This window comes from Azohydromonas australica DSM 1124 (genome assembly GCF_000430725.1).
Taxonomy (GTDB): Bacteria; Pseudomonadota; Gammaproteobacteria; order Burkholderiales; family Burkholderiaceae_C; genus Azohydromonas; species Azohydromonas australica.
In genome coordinates this window covers 17925-38394 of sequence record NZ_AUMO01000038.1, presented here as the reverse complement: position 1 = coordinate 38394, position 20470 = coordinate 17925, and the positions used below count along the sequence as shown (strand labels likewise).

Annotated in this window: 18 protein-coding genes; 12 read left to right on the top strand and 6 right to left on the bottom strand. The window is 70.2% G+C overall.

The window, feature by feature from the left end; translation table 11 throughout:
- Positions 1–373 precede the first annotated feature (373 nt).
- The 10 genes from paaA to H537_RS0105920 all read left to right on the top strand — a co-directional run bounded on the left by paaA (position 374) and on the right by H537_RS0105920 (position 10881).
- Positions 374–1381, top strand: coding sequence for a 1,2-phenylacetyl-CoA epoxidase subunit PaaA (gene paaA / locus H537_RS0105965; protein WP_028997157.1), 1008 nt, complete (start codon positions 374–376; stop codon positions 1379–1381).
- A gap of 27 nt (positions 1382–1408) precedes the next feature.
- Positions 1409–1705 (top strand): 1,2-phenylacetyl-CoA epoxidase subunit PaaB, encoded by a 297-nt coding sequence (paaB, locus tag H537_RS0105960; protein WP_028997156.1) that lies wholly within the window; start codon positions 1409–1411, stop codon positions 1703–1705.
- 12 nt (positions 1706–1717) lie between these two features.
- Complete coding sequence (paaC, locus tag H537_RS0105955; RefSeq protein WP_028997155.1) at positions 1718–2500, top strand: 1,2-phenylacetyl-CoA epoxidase subunit PaaC; 783 nt, start codon at positions 1718–1720, stop codon at positions 2498–2500.
- Between the two features lie 37 nt (positions 2501–2537).
- Complete coding sequence (paaE, locus tag H537_RS0105950; RefSeq protein ID WP_028997154.1) at positions 2538–3629, top strand: 1,2-phenylacetyl-CoA epoxidase subunit PaaE; 1092 nt, start codon at positions 2538–2540, stop codon at positions 3627–3629.
- Positions 3630–3999: 370 nt separating this feature from the next.
- Positions 4000–5061, top strand: a complete 1062-nt coding sequence (locus H537_RS0105945) for a branched-chain amino acid aminotransferase (protein WP_028997153.1) — start codon at positions 4000–4002, stop codon at positions 5059–5061.
- Positions 5058–5546 (top strand): hypothetical protein, encoded by a 489-nt coding sequence (locus H537_RS48940; protein WP_051242004.1) that lies wholly within the window; start codon positions 5058–5060, stop codon positions 5544–5546. Before H537_RS0105945 ends, H537_RS48940 begins: the two co-directional genes overlap by 4 nt.
- A 42-nt stretch (positions 5547–5588) precedes the next feature.
- A complete protein-coding gene (locus H537_RS0105935) occupies positions 5589–6767 on the top strand; it encodes a benzoate/H(+) symporter BenE family transporter (RefSeq protein ID WP_028997152.1) in 1179 nt (392 codons plus the stop codon).
- 65 nt (positions 6768–6832) lie between these two features.
- Positions 6833–8899, top strand: a complete 2067-nt coding sequence (locus tag H537_RS0105930; RefSeq protein ID WP_051242003.1) for a glycosyltransferase family A protein — start codon at positions 6833–6835, stop codon at positions 8897–8899.
- Positions 8900–8913: 14 nt separating this feature from the next.
- Positions 8914–9738 (top strand): alpha/beta hydrolase, encoded by an 825-nt coding sequence (locus H537_RS0105925; RefSeq protein ID WP_028997150.1) that lies wholly within the window; start codon positions 8914–8916, stop codon positions 9736–9738.
- A gap of 3 nt (positions 9739–9741) precedes the next feature.
- A complete protein-coding gene (locus H537_RS0105920; RefSeq protein WP_028997149.1) occupies positions 9742–10881 on the top strand; it encodes an alpha-hydroxy acid oxidase in 1140 nt (379 codons plus the stop codon).
- A 130-nt stretch (positions 10882–11011) separates the two neighbouring features.
- Here the strand turns inward: H537_RS0105920 and H537_RS0105915 are convergent, their stop codons facing one another.
- Positions 11012–11833 (bottom strand): enoyl-CoA hydratase-related protein, encoded by an 822-nt coding sequence (locus H537_RS0105915; RefSeq protein ID WP_238446616.1) that lies wholly within the window; start codon positions 11831–11833, stop codon positions 11012–11014.
- A complete protein-coding gene (paaN, locus tag H537_RS0105910) occupies positions 11826–13481 on the bottom strand; it encodes a phenylacetic acid degradation protein PaaN (protein WP_028997147.1) in 1656 nt (551 codons plus the stop codon). The genes H537_RS0105915 and paaN overlap by 8 nt, the downstream gene beginning before the upstream one ends.
- 218 nt (positions 13482–13699) lie before the next feature.
- Here paaN and H537_RS0105905 point away from each other — a divergent pair, with 218 nt between their 5' ends.
- On the top strand, positions 13700–15226 hold the full coding sequence (locus tag H537_RS0105905) for a 3-hydroxyacyl-CoA dehydrogenase (RefSeq protein WP_028997146.1): 1527 nt from the start codon (positions 13700–13702) through the stop codon (positions 15224–15226).
- Between the two features lie 143 nt (positions 15227–15369).
- Positions 15370–16686 (top strand): phenylacetate--CoA ligase PaaK, encoded by a 1317-nt coding sequence (gene paaK, locus H537_RS0105900; RefSeq protein ID WP_028997145.1) that lies wholly within the window; start codon positions 15370–15372, stop codon positions 16684–16686.
- 81 nt (positions 16687–16767) lie between these two features.
- On the opposite strand, the gene H537_RS0105895 is transcribed toward paaK, so the two are convergent.
- From H537_RS0105895 to H537_RS0105880, 4 genes are all read right to left on the bottom strand, one after another.
- The gene (locus H537_RS0105895; RefSeq protein WP_028997144.1) at positions 16768–17880 is read right to left on the bottom strand and encodes a porin; all 1113 of its coding nucleotides are present in this window, start codon (positions 17878–17880) and stop codon (positions 16768–16770) included.
- Positions 17881–18011: 131 nt separating this feature from the next.
- Entirely contained in the window at positions 18012–18983 is a 972-nt protein-coding gene (locus H537_RS0105890; RefSeq protein WP_043458293.1) for a Bug family tripartite tricarboxylate transporter substrate binding protein, read from the bottom strand.
- 33 nt (positions 18984–19016) lie between these two features.
- Positions 19017–20096, bottom strand: a complete 1080-nt coding sequence (locus tag H537_RS0105885) for a CobW family GTP-binding protein (protein WP_028997142.1) — start codon at positions 20094–20096, stop codon at positions 19017–19019.
- Between the two features lie 4 nt (positions 20097–20100).
- Positions 20101–20469: a hypothetical protein gene (locus H537_RS0105880; protein ID WP_028997141.1), complete on the bottom strand. Its 369-nt coding sequence runs from the start codon at positions 20467–20469 to the stop codon at positions 20101–20103.
- Position 20470: the final 1 nt, after the last annotated feature.

The following is a 20470-nucleotide window of genomic DNA, read 5'->3' as shown; positions in this document are numbered from 1 at the left end:
TGCGCCGTGAACCTCTTCCCGCACACCTTGTTCGGTACCACGCCAGCCCAGCTGTCGCGCCGCTTCGGGGTGCACGCCTGCGCCCGCGTGGACGCCTGCCTTTGATCGCCCTCGCCCGGTCCTGACGGCGGCCAAGGGTTTCCCCTGATCCGCGTGACCTGGATCAAATTCTTCCTTGCTCTTATCATCTACCGAACGGTCGGTCGAACATTGCGACAGCGCAACGGCAGCGTTGAAACCTTGCCGCGGCTTCTGGCGCGAGCGGGGTTCGCTTCACCGACTTCCGATTCGCGCCGGGTGGACCGATCCCGGAATGCGGTGGCCGCACGCCGCGTCGCGGACCGGCTTCCCGAGCAAGCAAGGAGATTCAGCCATGTACACCCAGGCGATGGACACCATGGGCCGCGAGGCCGAGGAGAAAGGGCTGCGCAGCGTCGAGGAGCTTCAACTGCAGCAGCGCTTCGACGCCAACATCGACGATGGCGGCTTCATCGAGGCCAAGGACTGGATGCCGGAGAACTACCGCAAGACGCTGGTGCGCCAGATCAGCCAGCACGCGCACTCCGAGATCGTGGGCATGCTGCCCGAGGGCAACTGGATCACGCGCGCGCCCACGCTCAAGCGCAAGGCGATCCTGCTGGCCAAGGTGCAGGACGAGGGCGGCCACGGCCTGTACCTCTACGCCGCGGCCGAGACGCTGGGCACCAGCCGCGACCAGCTGCTGGCGGCGCTGCACTCGGGCAAGGCCAAGTACAGCTCCATCTTCAACTACCCCACGCTGACCTGGGCCGACGTGGGCACCATCGGCTGGCTCGTTGATGGTGCAGCGATCATGAACCAGGTGCCCATCTGCCGCTGCTCCTACGCGCCCTATGCGCGGGCGATGATCCGCATCTGCCGCGAGGAGAGCTTCCACCAGCGCCAGGGCTTCGACTCGCTGCTGGTGATGATGAAGGAAGGCACCGAGGCGCAGAAGGCGATGGTGCAGGACGCGGTGAACCGCTGGTGGTGGCCGTGCCTGATGATGTTCGGCCCGCCCGACGACCAGTCGCCCAACAGCGCGCAGGGCATGCGCTGGGGCATCAAGCGCGTCTCCAACGACGAGCTGCGCCAGAAGTTCGTGGACGCCACGGTGGAGCAGGCCAAGGTGCTGGGCGTGACGCTGCCCGACCCCGAGCTGAAGTGGAACGAGGCGCGCGGCCACTGGGACTTCGGCGCCATCGACTGGGACGAGTTCTGGGGCGTGGTCAACGGCAACGGCCCGTGCAACCGCGAGCGCCTGGCCGCGCGCGTGAAGGCCTGGGACGAGGGCGCGTGGGTGCGCGAGGCCGCGCTGGCCCACGCCGCCAAGCAGGCCGAGCGCGAGCCGCAGGCCGCCTGAGCCCCGACGCATCGAGGAGACGAGATCATGAGCACCGAAGCAAAGAACGAATGGCCGCTGTGGGAAGTGTTCGTGCGCAGCCGCGCCGGCCTGGACCACAAGCATTGCGGCAGCCTGCACGCCGCGGACGCGCCCATGGCGATCCAGATGGCGCGCGACGTCTACACGCGGCGCCAGGAGGGCTCCAGCGTGTGGGTGGTGCGCTCGGACCACATCACCGCCAGCGACCCGGGCGACAAGGGCATGTTCTTCGACCCGATGGAAGACAAGGTCTACCGCCACCCCACGTTCTACAAGCTGCCGGACTCGGTGGACCACATGTAAGGCAGCACCGTCATGCAGGCTTCGATCTCACTTCAACGCGACGCGCGCCAGCAGTACCTGCTGCGCATTGGCGACACCTGCCTGATCCTGGCGCAGCGCCTGGGCGAATGGACCGGCCACGCGCCGGTGCTGGAGGAGGACATCGCGCTGGCGAACATGGCGCTGGACCTGCTGGGCCAGGCGCGCGCGGTGCTCACGCTGGCCGGCGCGCCGCAGGGCCTGGACGAGGACCAGATCGCCTTCCTGCGCGAGGAGCGCGACTACTTCAACCCCACGCTGGTGGAGCTGCCCAACGGCGAGGGCCGCCTGGGCGACTTCGCGCTCACGGTGCTGCGCAACGCCTTCGTGTCCACGCAGCTCAAGCTGCTGTGGCAACGGCTGCAAGGCTCCAGCGACGAGGAGCTGGCCGCCATCGCGGCCAAGGCCGTCAAGGAGGCGCGCTACCACCAGCAGCATTCGGCCGACTGGGTGCTGCGCCTGGGTGACGGCACGGAAGAATCGAACCGGCGCATGCAGGCCGCGCTGGAGAAGCTGTGGCCCTACGTGGCCGAGCTGTTCGAAACCGATGCGGTGGACGACGCCGCGGCCGAGGACGGCCTGGGCCCGCGCTGGGCCGAGCTGCGCGAGGAATGGCAGGCGCAGGTCCACGCGCTGTTGCAGGCCGCGACCTTGCGCATCCCGGCGAGCAGCCCCTTCCGCAGCACGGGGCGGCGCGGGGTGCACAGCGAGCACATGGGCTTCCTCCTGGCGGAGATGCAGCACCTGCAGCGTGCCTACCCGGGCGGTGCCTGGTGAGCGCGGACCTCTCGAACATTTCAAGCCGAGCTGAACCATGAGTGTCATGTTCCATCCGCTGCGGGTGCGCGCCATCGAGCCCGACACTGCCGAGGCCGTGGTCGTCTCCTTCGACGTGCCGGCCGGGCTGCGCGAGGCCTTCGGCTTCACGCAGGGCCAGTACCTCACGCTGCGCAAGACCATCGACGGCCAGGACCTGCGCCGCTCCTACTCCATCTGCGCCGGCGTGGACGACGGCGAGCTGCGCGTGGGCGTGCGCAAGGTCAAGGGCGGCGTGTTCTCCAACTGGATCAACGCCGAGCTCAAGGCCGGCGACGAGATCAGCGTGATGGCGCCGCAGGGCCGCTTCTTCGTGCCCATCGAGGCCGAGGCGCAGCGCCATCACCTGGGCATTGCCGGGGGCAGCGGCATCACGCCCATCCTGTCCATCATGAAGACGGTGCTGGCGCGCGAGCCGAAGTCGCGCTTCACGCTGGTCTACGGCAACCGCTCGCTGCAGTCGACCATGTTCAAGGAAGAGCTGGAAGACCTGAAGAACCGCTACATGTCCCGGCTGGTGCTGCACCACGTGTTCTCCGACGAGCCTACCGACGCGCCGCTGAACATGGGGCGCATGGACCGCGACAAGATCGGCGAGTTCCTGCGCGGCGTGGTGCCCGCCAAGGCCATCGCGCACGTGTACGTGTGCGGCCCGTTCCAGATGAACGACGAGGCCGAAGCGGCGCTGCTGGCTGCGGGCGTGCCGGAAGACCGCATCCATATCGAGCGCTTCGGCATCGCGCAGGCACCGAGCACGGCGCAGAAGGCCGATGCCGTGGTGCACGAGGCGCAGCCGGGCGACGCGGAGAGCGCGCGCATCGTCATCATCCGCGACGGGCTGCGGCGCGAGATCCAGTTCCACAGGCAGCAGCCCAGCATCCTGGACGCGGCCTCGGCCTGCGGCATGGAAGTGCCCTTCTCATGCACCTCGGGCGTGTGCGGCACCTGCCGCGCCAAGGTGGTGGAGGGCGAGGTGCGCATGGAGCGCAACTTCGCACTGGACAAGAACGAGGTCGCGGCCGGCTTCATCCTCACCTGCCAGGCGCACCCGCTCACCGAACGCGTGATCCTGTCCTTCGACGAGCGCTGAGCGCCATCCGGTGGAAACCAGCCGGTGCGTGCAGCACCACCGACGGCCGGCCCGTCACCGGCCGGGTCGGCAACAAGCCTCCCGCTGAGGGCGGCATGGCGACGCGGCCCTGGCGCCGTGGAAACCCAACCACGGCCGCACCGTTAAATAAGTCGCGCCTCACTCCAGTTTTTCGTGCTCGCGGCAATGGACGCAGAGTGTTTACAACCTTGTGACACATACTTACATGTCCTGAGGCCGGCAGTTGCAGGTAGTGCCAGCCCTGAATGTCGGCTGATGGCTGCCCGGTGTATTTCGGTGTGCGGAACGTAGTTCCATGCCGAGGCGGTCCCGTGGCCTTGTAATAACAGGCATGGGTTTGTTGCAGAGCATGGAAATTGACGTCCAGTTGCGCGCAGAGCGCAAGGAGAAACTGCCGGCCGCGCAGTTCGGGTTTGGGGAGAAGGTCAGCGACCATATGCTGGTCATGACCTATGACGCTGATGCAGGGGGCTGGAATCGGCCTGAAATCAAGCCTTACCAGAGTTTTTCCCTGGAACCGCGTGCGCTGGTGCTTCATTATGGCCAGAGCATCTTTGAAGGCTTGAAGGCATTCAGGCGGCCTGATGGCCACATTGCGCTGTTCCGGCCCGAGCAGAATATCCGACGGATGAACGCATCGGCGCGCAAGATGGCCATGCCGGAAATTCCGGAAGCCCTGTTCATGGACGCGCTGCTCAAGTTGGTCGACATCGAGCGGGATTGGGTGCCCGCCGAAGCGGGCGCCTCGCTGTACATCCGTCCGCTGATGTTCGGCAGCGATGCCGTGCTGGGCGTGCGCGCGGCGTCGCGCTACATTTTGTGCGTGATGCTCTCGCCCGTGCCGCCCTATTTCGTGCCGGGCGGCAAGCCTTTCAAACTCCTGGCCCGCGAGGATTGCGCGCGCACGGTGGCCGGCGGTACGGGGGATGCGAAGACTGCTGCCAATTACGGGCGCAGCCTGGTGCCGCTCGATGCCGCGCGCCGCGAGGGTTACGACAATTTGCTTTGGCTCGATAGCGAACAGCACCGCTTCGTCGAGGAAGCCGGTATTACCAATGTCTTTGTCCAGTATGCCGACCGGGTGGTCACGCCGCCGTTGAGCGGGCGCATCCTGCCCGGCATCACGCGTGACAGCGTGATCCGGTTGTTGCGCGACGAGGGCCGCACGGTACTGGAGCAGGAAACCGATATCGGCGACCTGGTCCGTGACATTGACGACGGACGGGTGCACGAGATATTTCTCACCGGCACCGCCACCGTCGTCGCGCCGGTGGATGAAATCGGTTTTCGCGGCCGGCGCCATGCGCTTCAAATTCGGGACGACGGCTTGGCGCTGTCGCTGTACCGGCAACTCACCCAAATCCAGTATGGCTTGGCGCCGGATCGCCACGGCTGGATGCGGGCGCTGTGACGCCCGGCGACGAAAAGCTGGTCGCACGGCTGCATGCCGAACTGTCACGGGTGGCACGTGGCGCCGGTGAGGACTTCACCGGCACCGGCTGCGTGGTGTGCCGCACGTTGCAGGGCTTGCCGAGCTACCCGCTGAATCCCGCCTGGCCGCAGTTCCAGAGCAGCGGAACGGCGCAGCGCCTGTTGGAGCTGTCCCGCCAGGGCAGCGCCCACCACGACGGCTTCCACCTGCTGTCACCGGCGCTGGAGTTCCTGGCGCTGTCGTGCTACGTGGCGGCGCCGGTGATGCCGCACCGGCCCCCGGCAGCGCTTGCCGGCCGCGGCAGCCGCTACGCCACGGCCTGGTTCAGCTCGATGCTGCCGCAGGTGGCCTGCGTGGGCATCGTCAGCCAGCAGCGCCAGGTCAGCCTGTTTTGCCGCGGCGAGCTCGTCGATGGCGATGCCTGCGCAACGCTCTTGGCGGCCGGCTCGCTCACCCAACCTTGAGAGGATATTGCCTTGTATTACGAAGCACGGGCCGGACAGGCCATGCCCAGCCGGTGGCGGCAATTGCGCGAGGATTTCTCCTGGCCCTCCGTCATGGCCGGCTTGATCGCCGTGATCGTGGGTTATGCCGGACCGACGGTGCTGGTATTCAAGGTGGCGGAAAGCGCCCACCTGAGCGAGGCCCAGATCACGTCGTGGCTGTGGGCCTATTCGATTGCCTCGGGCATCACCACCCTCATCGGCAGCCTGATTTACCGCATGCCGCTGATCACCGCATGGTCCACGCCGGGCATTGCCTTCCTGATGTCGGCGATGGCGGGCGTGAGTTTCTCGGACGCCATCGGGGCCTTCATATTGTCCAACGTCATCGTGGTCGCGGTCGGGGCCTTTGGTTTCCTGCAGCGCCTGGTGCGCTGGATACCCCTGAACGTGGCCTCGGCGCTCAATGGCGGCATCTTGATGACCTTCGCGCTGGGCATTGTCGGCTCACTGCAGCAAAACCCGCTGCTGGTGCTCGGCATGTCGCTGGCCAATTTTCTGGTGCGGCGCTTCTCACCGCGCTGGTCGGTGGCGGCGGTGCTGGTGGCCGGGGCATTGCTGTGCCTGCTCACCGGGCAATTGAACCTCGACCGCCTGGCACTGGGCATGGCCAGCCAGGTGTGGACCACGCCGACCTTCAGCTGGCATGCCACGGTGAATATCGCGGTGCCGCTGGCCGTGCTGGCGCTCACCGGCCAATACCTGCCCGGCTTTGCGGTGCTGAAGACCTCGGGTTATGAGCCGCCGGTGGACCGGGTGGTTTCTCTGTGCGGCATCGGCTCGATTCTGGTGGCACCTTTCGGCTGCCACAACATCAATCCCTCGTCCATGATCGCGGCCATCGTGGCCGGGCCCGAGGCCCATCCGGACAAGAGCAAGCGCTACGTGGCGGCCATTTTCGCGGGCTTGGTCTATATCCTGTTCGGCACGTTTGCCACCACGTTCGTGAATCTCTTCGCGGCCTTGCCCAAGGAAGCGGTGGCTGCGCTGGCGGGGTTGGCGCTGCTGTCGGCCATTGCCTCTTCCGTCGAAACCGCGTTCACGCAGCAAAAGGGGTCGCTCACGCCGCTGGTGGTCTTCGTGATTGCGGCCAGCGGCATCAGCATTTACGGCATCGGTGCGGCGTTCTGGGCCATCGTGTGCGGCATCTTGATCCATCACCTGCTGGAGAAAAAGGCTTGAAGAAAGGCCTGAAGGTGACGGCAACCGAATTTTCGCAGTCGGCTGTTTACTCTGGAAGTCATGAAATGACGAACGAATTTCCCTCCCTGTGGAATGAGCTGCCCATGCTGGCCAACCGCCGGCGCGACGCGCAGCAGACGCTGGAGTCGCGCCTGCTGGCGCTGATGCACAGCTCCGATGTCAACAAGATCCCGGCCGAGCAGATCGACGACGCCCGCACTGTGCTGCAGCTGCGCCAGGCGCTGCTGGAGCAAGGCGTGCAGGACCCGCGCGACGCGCGCTGGCAGCCGGTGGCGGCGGTGCAGCGCCGCATCCTGGAGCGCCACCTCCAGGGCCGCGCCGACTACTACGGAGCGGCGCAGTGCGAGCCCTTCGACGAGGCGCAGGCGCTGCTGCGCGAGGGCCGCGACACCTTCCTCGTCATCAAGTTCATGGATGAGGGCCCGCACATCCGCGCCACGCTGGCCTCGCTGCTGACGCAGACCCGCGTCGACCTGCGCCGCGTGGTGATCGTGGCCGCCAACAACAACTCCACCGACGGCTCGGATCGCATCGTGGCCGAGACCGTGGCCGAGATCGCCTCGGCAGCCCGGGTGATCCAGGTCACGCAGACCACGCCGGGCGGGGGCAGCACGGCGCGCTACGGCGTGGACCGCTGCCTGGCCACCATCCACCACATGTGCAGCCTGGACGGCGACTGGAGCCGGCTGCAGCGCGCGCGCATCGCCGTGACCGACGGCGACACCGTCTACCACCACGAGGTCGTGCACCAGCTGTGCGAGACCTTCGACACCCACCAGGGCGTGGACGGCGTGATGCCCTTCCTGATGTACAAGCTGACGGCGGCGCTGCGTTTCTTCCGCAACTACCGCGCGCCCGACGAGCAGGCCCTGGCGCGCATCGCCGCGGGCGCCGAGGCGGTGGCGGTGGGCTTCGCGCTGTCCAACATCGACGCCCACGCGCAGCTGCCGCGCGCCGGCCGGCGCCTGGACGGCGCGCAGATGCGGCTGGCCCTGGCCGACGGCACGGCGCTGAGCGTGCCGCTGGCGCACCGCGCGCCCGATGGCCGCCGCTTCGGCGTGCTGCAGGACCCCGCCGGTGCGCGCGCCTTCGTGCTGGAGGACCGCCAGGTGGTGCTGCACCAGGCGCCGGTCACCGGCTACGACGCGGTGCTGGTGTTCATGGAGAACGGCGGCGTGGGCCCCGACGAGCAGTGGAAGTGGCACACCATGCTCGGCCACGACATGTTCCTGCTGTGGATGTTCCGCGCCTTCGGCGTGCCGGAGGAGGTGGTGGCGCCCGACACCAGCGACGCGCTGAAGATGTTCCGCTGCTGGGCCTTCGCCATCGGCGGGCAGCACCAGCTCTCGCGCCCGGGGCTCAAGATCGTCACGGGCACCGACTACCAGTCCGGCCGGGTGCTGCAGTCCGTGGGCTGCCTCACGGTGCTGGGCCGCGCCGACGCCTGGGCCGAGACCGAGGTGGACCGCCTGGCCAAGATGGTGCGCAACTTCGCCAACGCCCAGAGCGTGTTCTACGGCGAGACGCGCTCGCGCGGGCTGGAGCGCGCCAGCGGCCTGTACCTGCACATGACGCGCATCCAGAAGCAGGTGGAGCAGCAAGTCCTGTCCTATCCCGACAGCTTCTTCCGCGACGTCGCCTTCCCCGAGCGCGTGGTGTTCCCGCTGCGCTGGCTGCTGCAGAACGCGCTGTGCGTGTACGCAGCGCTGGCGCCGGCGCAACGGGCCGGGCTGGAGGCATCGCTGTTCGCGCCGATGTTCGGCACGGCCTGGACGGGGCTGCGCGCGGCGCTGCTGGGCGACGCCACGCTGGCGGCGCTGGACGCGCTGGACTTCGACGCCAAGCGCGACCGCGCCGAGGAGCTGGCCGAGACGCTGCTGCTGCAGGGGCATGCCCAGGCCATGGCCTTCTACCGCCAGGTGGTGACGGCCTTCCTGGAGGCGCACCAGCTGGCCCCGGCCGAGCACGGCTGGCTGTTCGAGGGCTTCGCCCAGGGCCGCAACGCCCTGAAGGAGGAACGCCCCAGCGTGGACCCGGCCGCGGTGTGGCAGGGCCGCGAGTTCGTCATCGACCAGGCCCGTGGCCAGGTCGTGGACATGCACGTGGCCTGAGCGGGAGGCCCTGCATGGAAATCCTGCTCGACCTGCCGCTGTGGCCCGAGGCGGCGCCGCTGGGCGGCATGGCGCATCCGGCCGACATGCCGGTGCTCGACGCCTACCTGCCCGACCCGGCGCGCGCCACCGGGTACGGCATGCTGTCCCTGCCCGGCGGGGGCTACACCTTCCTGTCCGAGAAGTCCGGGCGCGAGTACGGCGAGTGGTTCGCCGCGCGCGGCGTGGCGGTGTTCGTCGTCAAGTTCCGCCTGGGCTCGCGCGGCCACGACTTTCGCGCCAAGTGCGCGGACCTGTTCGCCGCCCAGGCGCTGGTGCGCTCGCGCGCCGCGCAGTGGGGGGTGGACCCGGCCCGGCTGGGCGTGATCGGCACTTCGGCCGGCGCGCACCTGGCCGGGGTGATGTGCGCGGCGGCCGAGCCCGGGCCGGTGCGCGAGCGGCTGGCGCACGCCGGGGTGCTGGCGCAGGTGCCGGGCGCCGCGGCGCCGGCCTTCGCGGTGCTGTGCTATGGCGTGCTGGACCTGACCGAGCCGCTGGCCCACAAGGAGACGCGCGCCAACTTCCTGGGCGCGCTGCAGGCCGACGCGCAGGCGCGCATCGACTTCTCGCCGCGCCTGCAGGCCTCGCCGCGCTGGCCGCGCTGCTTCGTCTGGCACACCGCGGAGGACACCGAGGTGCCGGTGGAGCACTCGCTGCTGATGGCGCAGCGGCTGCGCGAATGCGGCGTGCCGCACGAGCTGCACCTCTACCAGAAGGGCGCGCACGCGCTGGGACTGGCGCTCAGGGAGGGCCTGCACTGGGCCGAGGACTGCCTGCGCTGGATCGTGGCGGACGCCTGAGGCATGGGGGCGATCACCTGCGTCGAGGACCTGCGCCGGCTGGCCCGGCGCCGCGTGCCGCGCATGTTCTTCGATTACCTGGAGGGCGGCTCCTACAGCGAGTCCACGCTGCACGCCAACCGCCTGGAGCTGCAGCGCCTGGCGCTGCGCCAGCGCGTGGCGCGCGACATCAGCCGGCGCGAGCTGGGCTCGCGCATGCTGGGCCGGCCGGTGAGCCTGCCGCTGGCGCTGGCGCCCACGGGGCTGTGCGGCATGCTGCACGCCGACGGCGAGATCCACGCCGCGCGGGCGGCCGAGAAGGCGGGCGTGCCCTTCACGCTGTCGACGATGAGCATCTGCTCGATCGAGGACGTGCGCGCGCACACCAGCGCGCCGTTCTGGTTCCAGCTTTACGTGATACGCGACCGCGACTTCCTGTGCCGGCTGCTGGAGCGCGCCCGACAGGCCGGCTGCTCGGCGCTGATGCTCACGCTGGACCTGCCGGTGATGGGGCAGCGCCACCGCGACGTGAAGAACGGCCTGACCGCGCCGCCGCGGCCCACGCCGCGCAACCTGCTGGACCTGCTGCGCCGGCCGGCCTGGTGCCGCGACATGCTGCGCACGCCGCGGCGGCAGTTCGGCAACATCGTCGGCCACGCGCGCGGCGTCACCGACGGCGCCAGCCTGGCGGCCTGGCACGTCCAGCAGTTCGACTCGTCGCTGGGCTGGGACGACGTGGCCTGGATCAAGGGCGAATGGGGCGGCCCGCTGATCGTCAAGGGCATCCTGGACGCGGAGGACGCGCGCAGCGCCGTGGCGGCCGGGGCCGATGCGGTGGTGGTGTCCAACCACGGCGGGCGCCAGCTCGACGGTGCCCCGGCGACGATCCGCGTGCTGCCGCAAATCGCGGCGGCGGTGGGGCAGGACGCGGATGTGTGGCTGGACAGCGGCATCCGCACGGGGCAGGACATCCTGCGCGCCCTGGCCTACGGCGCGAGCGCCGTGCTGGTCGGCCGGGCCTTCCTCTACGGGCTGGCCGCCCAGGGCGAAGCGGGCGTGACGCGGGTGCTCGACATCCTGCGCCAGGAGCTCGACGTCACGCTGGCGCTGTGCGGCCTCACCGCGCTGAGCCAGGTCGATGCGCGGGTGCTGTACGCGGACTGAGCGCTGAAGCGGCTGACGCCGGTCTTGCGCCGGCGCGCCCATTCCATGCCCATTCCTTGAGGCGCCGGCGCTTGCCGCGGGACAGCCGAAGGGCCAGTGCGCGCATGGCCGTACCTTCTGCAAGCGCCGATCAGGCGTGGGGCTCGGCCCGCCAGCGGGCCGGCCGCTTCTCCAGGAAGGCCGCGAAGCCTTCCCGCGCCTCGCTGGTGCTGCGCACCCGGCTGATGGTCTGGGCCGTCAGCTCGCGCACCTGCGGCGTGACCGGGCCCACGCCCAGCTGCGCGAACAGCGCCTTGATCTCGGCCTGCGCGCCCGGCCCGCTGGCCAGCAGCTCGCCGATGCACTGTTCGACCGCGGCATCGAGCTGCTCCGCCGCCACCACCTGCTGCACCAGCCCGATGGCCAGCGCCTCGGCGGCGCCGACCACCGTACAGCCCAGCGCCAGGCGCCGTGCCTGCCGGGGACCCACGGCGTTGACCACGTAAGGACCGATCACGGCCGGCAGGATGCCGAACCGGGCTTCGCTGACGGAAAACTTCGCGTGCTCGCTGGCAATGGCGATGTCCGCCGCGCAGGCCAGCCCCACGCCGCCGCCGTAGGCGCCGCCCTGGATGCGCGCGACCACCGGCTTCGGGCAGTCGTGGATGGCGGCCATCATGTTTGCGAAGCGGCGTGCGTCCTCCAGGTTGGCCGCCTGGTCGTTGGCCGCGGCGCGCCGCATCCAATCGATGTCCGCGCCGGCGCAGAAGCTGCGCCCCTGCGACTGCAGCACGATGACGCGCACTGCCGGGTCGCTGCCGAGCGCCTGGAAGGTTTCGGCCAGTCCGGCGATCAGCGCCTCGTCGAAGGCATTGAGCACCGCCGGCCGGTGCAGGGTCACGCGCACGACGCCGCGGGCATCGCGCTCGACGATCAGGTGGCTTTCCTCGCGCATGGGCCGGGCCTCAGACATGGCGGCGGCGCTGCACGACCACGAAGCGGTCGGCGACGAAGGCCAGCGTGGTGTAGCTGGCATTGGCCGCCGGGTTGCCGCCGCTGCCGTGGTAGTCGGAGAAGGCCGCCGCCTGGTTCACGTAGACGCCCTGGGTCAGGTTCACCGACAGTGCCACGCGTGCGCGCCGCCCCACGGCTTCCATGCGCTCGATGAAGCCCTCGTCGGTGGAGTACACGCCCAGCGTGAGCGCCCCGTGCTCGCGGATCACGGACCCGGCCAGGTCTGCGGCGGCAGCCGCGGAATCGGTCGCCACCACGTACGACACCGGGCCGAAGCACTCCTGTCGGTAGACCGCCGCATCGGCCTGGTCCAGCGCCACGATCACCGGCGTGCGCGCCTGGGCCTCCGGGAAGTCAGGATGCGGCAGCGCGCGTGAGGCCAGCAGCACGCGGCCCGAAGCCTGGGCCGCGTCGACCCGCTGCCAGACGTCCCTGGAGACGATGGCCCCCAGCACGGACGAGGCGATCTTGGGATTGGAGGCCAGCTTGTCCACGGCCGCGGCCAGGTCCTGGCCGAACTGCTCGAAGCTCTTGTGCCCCTCGTCGGTGTCGATGCCCGCGCGCGGCACCAGCAGGTTCTGCGTGGTGGTGCACATCTGGCCGCTGTACAGGCACAGCGAGAAGGCCAGGTTCTGCAGCATCGCGGCGTACTCGCCGGTGGACTCCACCACCACGGTGTTCACGCCCGCCATCTCGGCGTACAGCCGCGCCTGGCGCGCATGCTCCTGCAGCCAGCGGCCGAAGGTGTTGCCGCCGGTGAAGTCGATGGAAGCCACCGCCGGGTGCGTGGCCAGCGCCTGCGTCGCCTCGGGGCGCTCGCTCACGGCCAGCGTGACCACGTTGGGGTCCAGCCCCTGCTCGGCCAGCACTTCGCGCAGCACGCTCACCGTCAGCGCCGCCGGCAGCACCGAATGCGGATGCGGCTTCACGATGGCCGGGTTGCCCGTGGCCAGCGCCGCGAACAGGCCCGGGTAGGTGTTCCAGGTCGGGAAGGTGGCGCAGCCGATCACCAGCGCCACGCCGCGGCCCACGATCTCGAACTGCTTGCGCATCACCAGCGAGGGATTCTTGCCCTGCGGCTTGTCCCACAGCGCCTCGGACGGCACGTCGTCCATCGCCTTCCAGGCATAGGCGATGGCCTCCAGCGCGCGGTCCTGCGCATGCGGACCGGCGGCCTGGAAGGCCATCAGCGCGCCCTGGCCCGTGGTCAGCATCGCCGCGCGGGCGAACTCGTGGCTGCGGCGGTGGATGCGCATCAGCGCCTCCAGCAGGATGCCCACGCGGCCCTGCGGGCCGATGGCCTGCCATCCCGGCTCCGCGGCCAGCGCGGCGTCGACGAGCGCCTGCGGCGCGCACTCGGGATAGCGGATGCCCAGCTGCACGCCGTAGGGCGAGCGCTCGGTGGCCACGCGGCCCGTCTCGCCGGGCTGCGTGAGCGGGTAGTCGCGCCCGAACAGCGCGGCCACCGCCGCCTCGCCGTCGGCCTGCGCGGTCTCGCCGTAGACCTTGGGCGAGGGCATCTCGGGGAAGGGCGTCCAGTGGCCGCGCGTGCGGCTGGCTTGCACGGCGGCATCGAGCAGCGGGCGGTGCGTGTCGAACAGGTTCATGCGGGGGCCTCTGAGAACGGTGCGCGCGCATCGGATCGGGCGTGCGCGAAACGGGGTCTAGGGTTTTCCTGAGTAGGCCATTGACTTGCGTCAAAGACGGGTCGGACCTTAATATCAACCGACCGGTCGGTCAATTGTTGTTTGCGGCAAGTCACCCGCCGTGGCGCGGTCCTCCTGCTCCGTTACCGCCCTTCGCAACCTTCTTACGCATCACACGCATGGATCAAGTTTTCCTGGAAGCCACCACCCGCGTGGCCGTGATCGGCGCCGGCAGCATGGGCGCCGGCATCGCGCAGCTGGCGGCGCAGTCGGGCCACGAGGTGCGGCTTTTCGACATGCAGCCCGGCGCGGCGCAGCGGGCGCTGGAGCGCATCGAGGCGGACCTGGACGGCGCGGTGAAGCGGGGCCGGATGACACCTGCCGCGCGCGACGCGGCGCGTGCCCGCCTGGTGGCCGTGCAAGCACTGGAAGAGTTGGCCGGCTGCGGCCTGGCGGTCGAGGCCATCGTCGAGAAGCTGGAGCCCAAGCAGCAGCTCTTCAGGCAGCTGGAGCCCCTCCTAGGCGAGCGCGCGGTGCTGGCGACCAACACCTCGTCGATCTCCGTCACCGCCGTGGCGCAGGGCCTCCAGCATCCGGAGCGGCTGATCGGCTGGCACTTCTTCAACCCGGCCACGCGCATGAAGCTGGTGGAGATCATCCGCGGCGTCGAGACCGACCCGGCGCTGGTGCTGGCCCTGCACGCCCTGTCCGAGGCCTGGGGCAAGACCTCGGTGGACGCGCCCAATGCGCCCGGTTTCATCGTCAACCGCGTGGCCCGGCCTTACTACGCGGAAGGGCTGCGCCTGCTGGCCGAGCGCATCGCATCGGCCGCCGCCATCGACCGGCTCATGCGCGAGGCCGGCGGCTTCGCCATGGGCCCGTTCGAGCTGATGGACCTGATCGGCGTCGAGGTGAACCTGTCGGTGACGGAGTCGGTGTTCCAGGCCACGGCCTTCGACCCGCGCTTCGCCCCCAGCCTGATCCAGCAGGAGCTGGTGCGCAGCGGCCGTTTCGGCCGCAAGAGCGGCCACGGCTTCCACCGCTACGGTGCCGATGTGCCGCCGCCGCAGGTCTTGACCGTGGCGCCGGCGCCGGCCGCCGCGGTCGTCCACTGCGCCACGGACATGGGCCTGCTGGCGCCGCTGGCCGAGCGGCTGCGCCGCGCCGGCGTGGCCGTCGAGACCGATGCCGCGCTGCCGGCGGAAAGCTTCAACGTCGCCGGCGTGCGGGTGCTGCTCACCGACGGCCGCACCGCCACCGAGCGCGCGGCCACCGAGGGCCAGGGCCCCGTGCTGCTGCTGGACCTGGCGCGCGACTTCGCCTCCACGGCGCTGCTGGGCGCCGCGGCCAGCGTGGGCGCCGAGGCGCGCCTGGCCGACCTGGCCGCCGTGCTGCAGCCGGCCGGCATCGGCCTGCTCGCGCTGGACGACGTGGCCGGGCTGGCGCTGATGCGCACCGTGTGCTGCCTGGCCAACGAGGCGGCCGACGTCATCACGTGGTCGGGCGCCACCGCTCGCGACATCGACGTCGCCATGCGGCTGGGCACGGCCTACCCGGTGGGGCCGCTGGCCTGGGCCGACACGCTGGGCGCCGCGCGCGTGGCCACCGTGCTGCAGCACCTGCAGGCGCACTACGGCGACGTGCGCTACCGGCGCTCGCCGCTGCTGACACGGCTGCAGCACGCCCGCGGCCGCTTCCATTCCTGAGATCAGCCCGCGTCCGATGGGCTCCTGAGCCGGCCCTGGCCGGCACCGATGCCAATCGCCAGGCACCGCGGCAGCCCTTGCCGCGCGTGCCTTGCCGGGCCGTGCCCGGCCATCCCGATTCACATGACAACTGGAGACAAGCCATGCCCGTGAAACGACCCGCCCCCGGCGACCTGGAGCCCATCGAGCGCGCCAGCCGCGACGAGATCGCCGCGCTGCAGCTGCAGCGCCTGCGCCACACGCTGGAGCACGCTTACGAGAACGTGCCGCACTACCGCCGGGCCTTCGACGAGAAGGGCGTGCATCCCTCGGACTTGAAGTCGCTGGCGGACATCGCGAAGTTCCCGTTCACGACCAAGAAGGACCTGCGGGACAACTACCCCTTCGGCCTCTTCGCCGTGCCGCGCCAGCAGGTCTCGCGCATCCATGCCTCCTCGGGCACCACGGGCAAGCCCACGGTGGTGGGCTACACGAAGAACGACATCGACACCTGGGCGGGCCTGGTGGCGCGTTCCATCCGCGCCGCGGGCGGGCGGCCCGGCGACATCGTGCACATCGCCTATGGCTACGGGCTCTTCACCGGCGGCCTGGGTGCGCACTACGGCGCCGAGCGCGCGGGCTGCACCGTGGTCCCGATGTCGGGCGGGCAGACGGAGAAGCAGGTGCAGCTCATCCGCGACTTCCAGCCCGACATCATCATGGTCACGCCCAGCTACATGCAGGTGATCATCGAGGAGTTCACGCGCCAGGGGCTGGACGCGCGCGAGAGCAGCCTGAAGGTGGGCATCTTCGGCGCCGAGCCGTGGACGGACGCGATGCGCCGCGACATCGAGGGCAAGGCCGGCATCGATGCGGTGGACATCTACGGCCTGTCGGAAGTGATGGGCCCGGGCGTGGCCAGCGAGTGCGTGGAGAGCAAGGACGGCCCGGTGATCTGGGAAGACCACTTCTATCCCGAGATCATCAACCCCGACACCGGCGAGCCGGTGGCCGACGGGGAGGAGGGCGAGCTGGTCTTCACCTCGCTGACCAAGGAGGCGCTGCCCATCATCCGCTACCGCACGCGCGACCTCACGCGGCTGCTGGCGCCGACCTCGCGCTCGTTCCGCCGCATGGGCAAGATCGTGGGTCGCAGCGACGATATGCTGATCATCCGCGGCGTGAACGTGTTCCCGACGCAGATCGAGGAGATCGTGCTGCAGCACGAACAGCTCTCGGGCCAGTACCAGGTGCAGGTCGAGCGCAACGGGCTGCTCGACGAGGTGCTGGTGCGCTGCGAGCTGCAGCCCACGGTCGCGGCACTGGCGCCGGCGCAGGTGGAACAGACGGCCAAGTGGCTGCAGCAGCGCATCAAGACGCTGGTGGGCATCACGACGCGCGTGGAGGTGCTGCTGTCGGGCTCGATCGAGCGCACTCTCACCGGCAAGGCGCGCCGGGTCGTCGACCGGCGGCCCAGGTGAGCCGGGCAGCTCGCTGCCGAGCGAGTTGAACCGCTCCGGCGACCTCGGTAAACCCGATGCTTGTGCGGCCCCGGCCGGCGGTCAGAAGTCGTGCCGCAGGCCGAGCTCGTACGCTGTGGAGCGCTGGCCGCCGAAGTAGTTGACGGCCGTGGGCGTCGCGCTCACCGCCGGCCCGCCGGCGACGGCGAAGGTGGCGGCACCGTCGTTGGAGATGCGCGAGGCGTGCCCGTACAGCGCCGTGCGCTTGGAGAGGCTGTAGACGTAGCCGGCGCCGATGAGGTGGGCGTCGTTGGCGCTGAGCGCCGCGGTGGCGCCCTTCTGGTCCAGCCGCACGTAGGTGAGCTTGACCACGCCCGGCCCGGCCGGGATCTGCGCCGCCACCAGGGTGTTGACGCTGCGGTCGGTGCCGAACACCCAGCGCCGCTGCGCCACGCTCAGCCGCGCGAAGCCGAAGTCGTAGCCCGCACCAAGCACCTGGTCCTTGAAGTCCAGGCCCGCGTTCGTGTTGCGGGTGACGAACTGGGCCGCGCCCACGTCCAGCCCCTTGCCGGCCCAGCCCAGGCGAAAGCCGTTGCCGCGCGTGAAGCCCGTGGCCGTGGTGCCGTTCTCGCCGGCCGTCACGACGGCGTGTCCGTAGAAGCCGCCCAGGCCGCCGGGCAGGAAGTACTCCACCGCATTGCTCACGCGCAGCGTGGGGTTGGCCTGCGCGGCGTCGGGCAGCCCACCGAAGGCCTGGCCCAGGGCGCGCGAGGCCGCGAAGTTGCGGAAGCTGTTGGCGCCGGCGATGCCCAGCGTGGAGAACGGGTCCAGGCTGCTCCACACCAGGTGCGTGGGCACCCAGTCGCGGCCCAGGCGCAGCTCGCCCAGCCGCTTGCTGGCGATGCTCACCGTGGAGCGTCGGTCCCACAGCTGCCCGGCGGGCGTGCTGGCGCCGGCCTGGCCGGTATCGCCCAGGATGGTGGCGTCGAGGTAGAAGCCCGCGCTCAGGTCGCCGCCCAGGTTCTCGTTGCCGCGGATGACGAGCTTGCTGGTGGCGTTGGAGCCGCTGGCCTCCGAGGTGATCGAGCCCAGCGAGCCGTTCTTGACGTGGCGCACGCCCACGTCCATGGTGCCGCCGATGGTGACCGACGACTGCGCCGTGGCCGCCAGGCAGGCCGCGCCCAGCGCCGCGCCGCAGAGGGATGACTTCAACATGTCCCTGTCTCCTTGATAGGGGCGCCGTGGCGCCGGTTCTTCGAATGCGTGAAGGCCCGGCTCCGCCGGCGTGCTGCGCGCCAGCGGAAGCGGGTTGATGTGTGGGGCCGGCTGCCATGCCGGCTGCGGCGTCACTCGGGCCGGAAGCCCGCGCTCTTGAGCAGCTCGGCGTTCTGCGCCACGTCGTTGGCGACGTAGCGCTTGAACTGATCGATGCTCTCCGTCACCGGCTCGACGCCCAGCTTGGCCAAGGCGCCGGACTTGCCCAGCTCCGCCATGGCCTGGTTGATGGTGGTGTGCAGGAACGAGATACGCTCCGCCGGCGTGTCCTTCGGCGCCCAGACGCCGTACCACGTGACGAAGTGGAAGTTGGGCACGCCGCCTTCCTGCACCGTGGGCACCTCGGGCGCCAGCTCGCTGCGCTTGCGGGTGCTGATGGCGATGGGCTTGACCTTGCCCGACTTGGCCAGCGGCAGCAGGGAGATCATCGAATCGAACTGCAGGTTGACGTGGCCGCCGGCCACGTCGGCCAGCGCCGGCTGCGTGCCCTTGTAGGGCACGTAGGTGAACTTGACGTTGCCCTGCTTGGACAGCAGCAGCGTGGCCAGGTGGCTGGCCGCGCCCGCGGCGGGAATGGCCGCCGTCCACTTGTCGGGCTGCTGGCGCGCGGCGGCCAGCACGTCGGACAGCTTGTCCTGCGGCAGCTGCGGTGAGATGACCAGCATCAGCGGCGCCTCGCCCACGCGTGCCACCGGGGCGAAGTCCGCTTGCGGGTCGTAGGGCGGGGTGCTCATCACCTGCTTGGCCAGCACGTGCGTGGAGGCCGAGAACAGCAGCGTGTAGCCGTCGGCCGGCGCGATCTGCACCGCCTTGCCGCCCACGGTGCCGTTGGCGCCGGCGCGGTTGTCCACGATCACGGTCACGCCCAGCTGCTTGCGCAACTGCTCGCCCAGCAGCCGCGCGGCGTTGTCCACGCCGCCGCCCGCGGCGAAGGGCACGATCATGCGGATCGTCTTGCCGCTTTCCGGGAACTTGGGCGCCTGCGCCCAGGCCGGTGCGATGAGCAGGGCCAGCCCTGCCGCGAGAAAGCTCTGCAGCTTCATCTTGTCTCCTACGGTTTGTGAGGGTTCGCGGAATCAGGGCGTGGTGCGCCGGCTCCTCATGTGGCGGCGCACGAGCACGTCGAGCGTCTGCTCCAGCGCCTCGGCATCGACCCCGCGCGTGATGAACACAATGCGCGTGCGCCGGTCCGCGCCCGGCCAGGCCGGCAGCACCTCGGGCGGATGGAACAGGTGCTGCACGCCGTGGATGACGAGCGGCTGCTCCGGGGTTTCGGCCAGGTGCACCAGGCCCTTGACGCGCAGCAGGTCCTCGCCGCGGCTGGCCACCAGCAGGTCCATCCAGGCGAAGAAGGCCTCGCGCGGCAGCGGCTCCTCGCGCACCAGCACGAAGGACGAGATGCCGTCGCGGTGCCGGGGCGCATCGGCCGCCGCGGCGTCCGAGCCCATCGGCTTGTAAAACGGCGCATCCGCCGCGGCTGCCGCCCAGGTTCGCCCGTCGCGGTTCGACATCAGGCGGCGCAAGGCCTCGGGCAGGCCGTCGCGATCCCGATGCAGCGGCGCGTCGGCGTTGAGGGATTGCAGCCGCTCCAGCAGCGCCGGGGCGGGCGGCCCGTCCAGCAGGTCCGTCTTGGTCAGGAACAGCGCATCGGCCACCGCCACCTGCTGCACGGACTCGGGATGCGCGTCCAGCGTCTGCGTGCCCAGCACCGCGTCCACCGTGCAGGCCACGCCGGCCACGGCGAAGCGTGGCCGCACGGCGGGGTCGCCCAGGAGCGTGCGCAGGATCGGGCCCGGGTCGGCCAGGCCGCTGGTCTCGATCAGCACCTGCCGCAGCGGCGCTCCGGCGATCTCGCCCTGCTCGGCCAGCCGCGCCAGCGCCTCGACCAGGTCGCCGCGCATGGCGCAGCACAGGCAGCCGTTGGGCAGCAGGATGGTGTCGTCGCTGGCCTGGGCGATCAGGTCCTGGTCGATGCCCACCGAGCCGAACTCGTTGACGATGACGGCGGTGCCCTGCAGGTCCGGCCGCTGGAGCAGCCGGTTGAGCAGCGTGGTCTTGCCGCTGCCCAGGAAGCCGGTGAGCACCGTGACGGGGATGCGCTCGCCGTGTTCCTCCTGCGCCGCGGCGGCCAGCAGCGAAGTGAAATGCCCGCCCATCGCTTCAGCCCTGGCCCTTGGGGCCGTGCAGCTCGGCGAAGGAGCGCAGCGTGCGCTCCATCCGCGGCAGCAGCCAGGCGGCCACCTCGCCCGGCAGCCGCTCCTGCTGCATGTCGTGCAGCAGCGCCAGCAGCGGCTGCGAGGGCTGCGGCGCGGCTTGCAGCGCCTGGAAGAAGCTGACCACGGCCGCCACGTCGCAGCGCAGGCCGGCGTCCTCCAGGTAGCCGACGATGTCCAGCTCGAAGTCCTCCAGCCGCAGGCTCACGCCGCCCACGCCGCAGGCGCAGCCCGAGCCCAGCACGACGTGGTGGGCCGAGAGCTGGCTCCAGAGATCCAGCAGCGCGCCGGCCTTGTGCGCGAGGTCGTCGGCCACG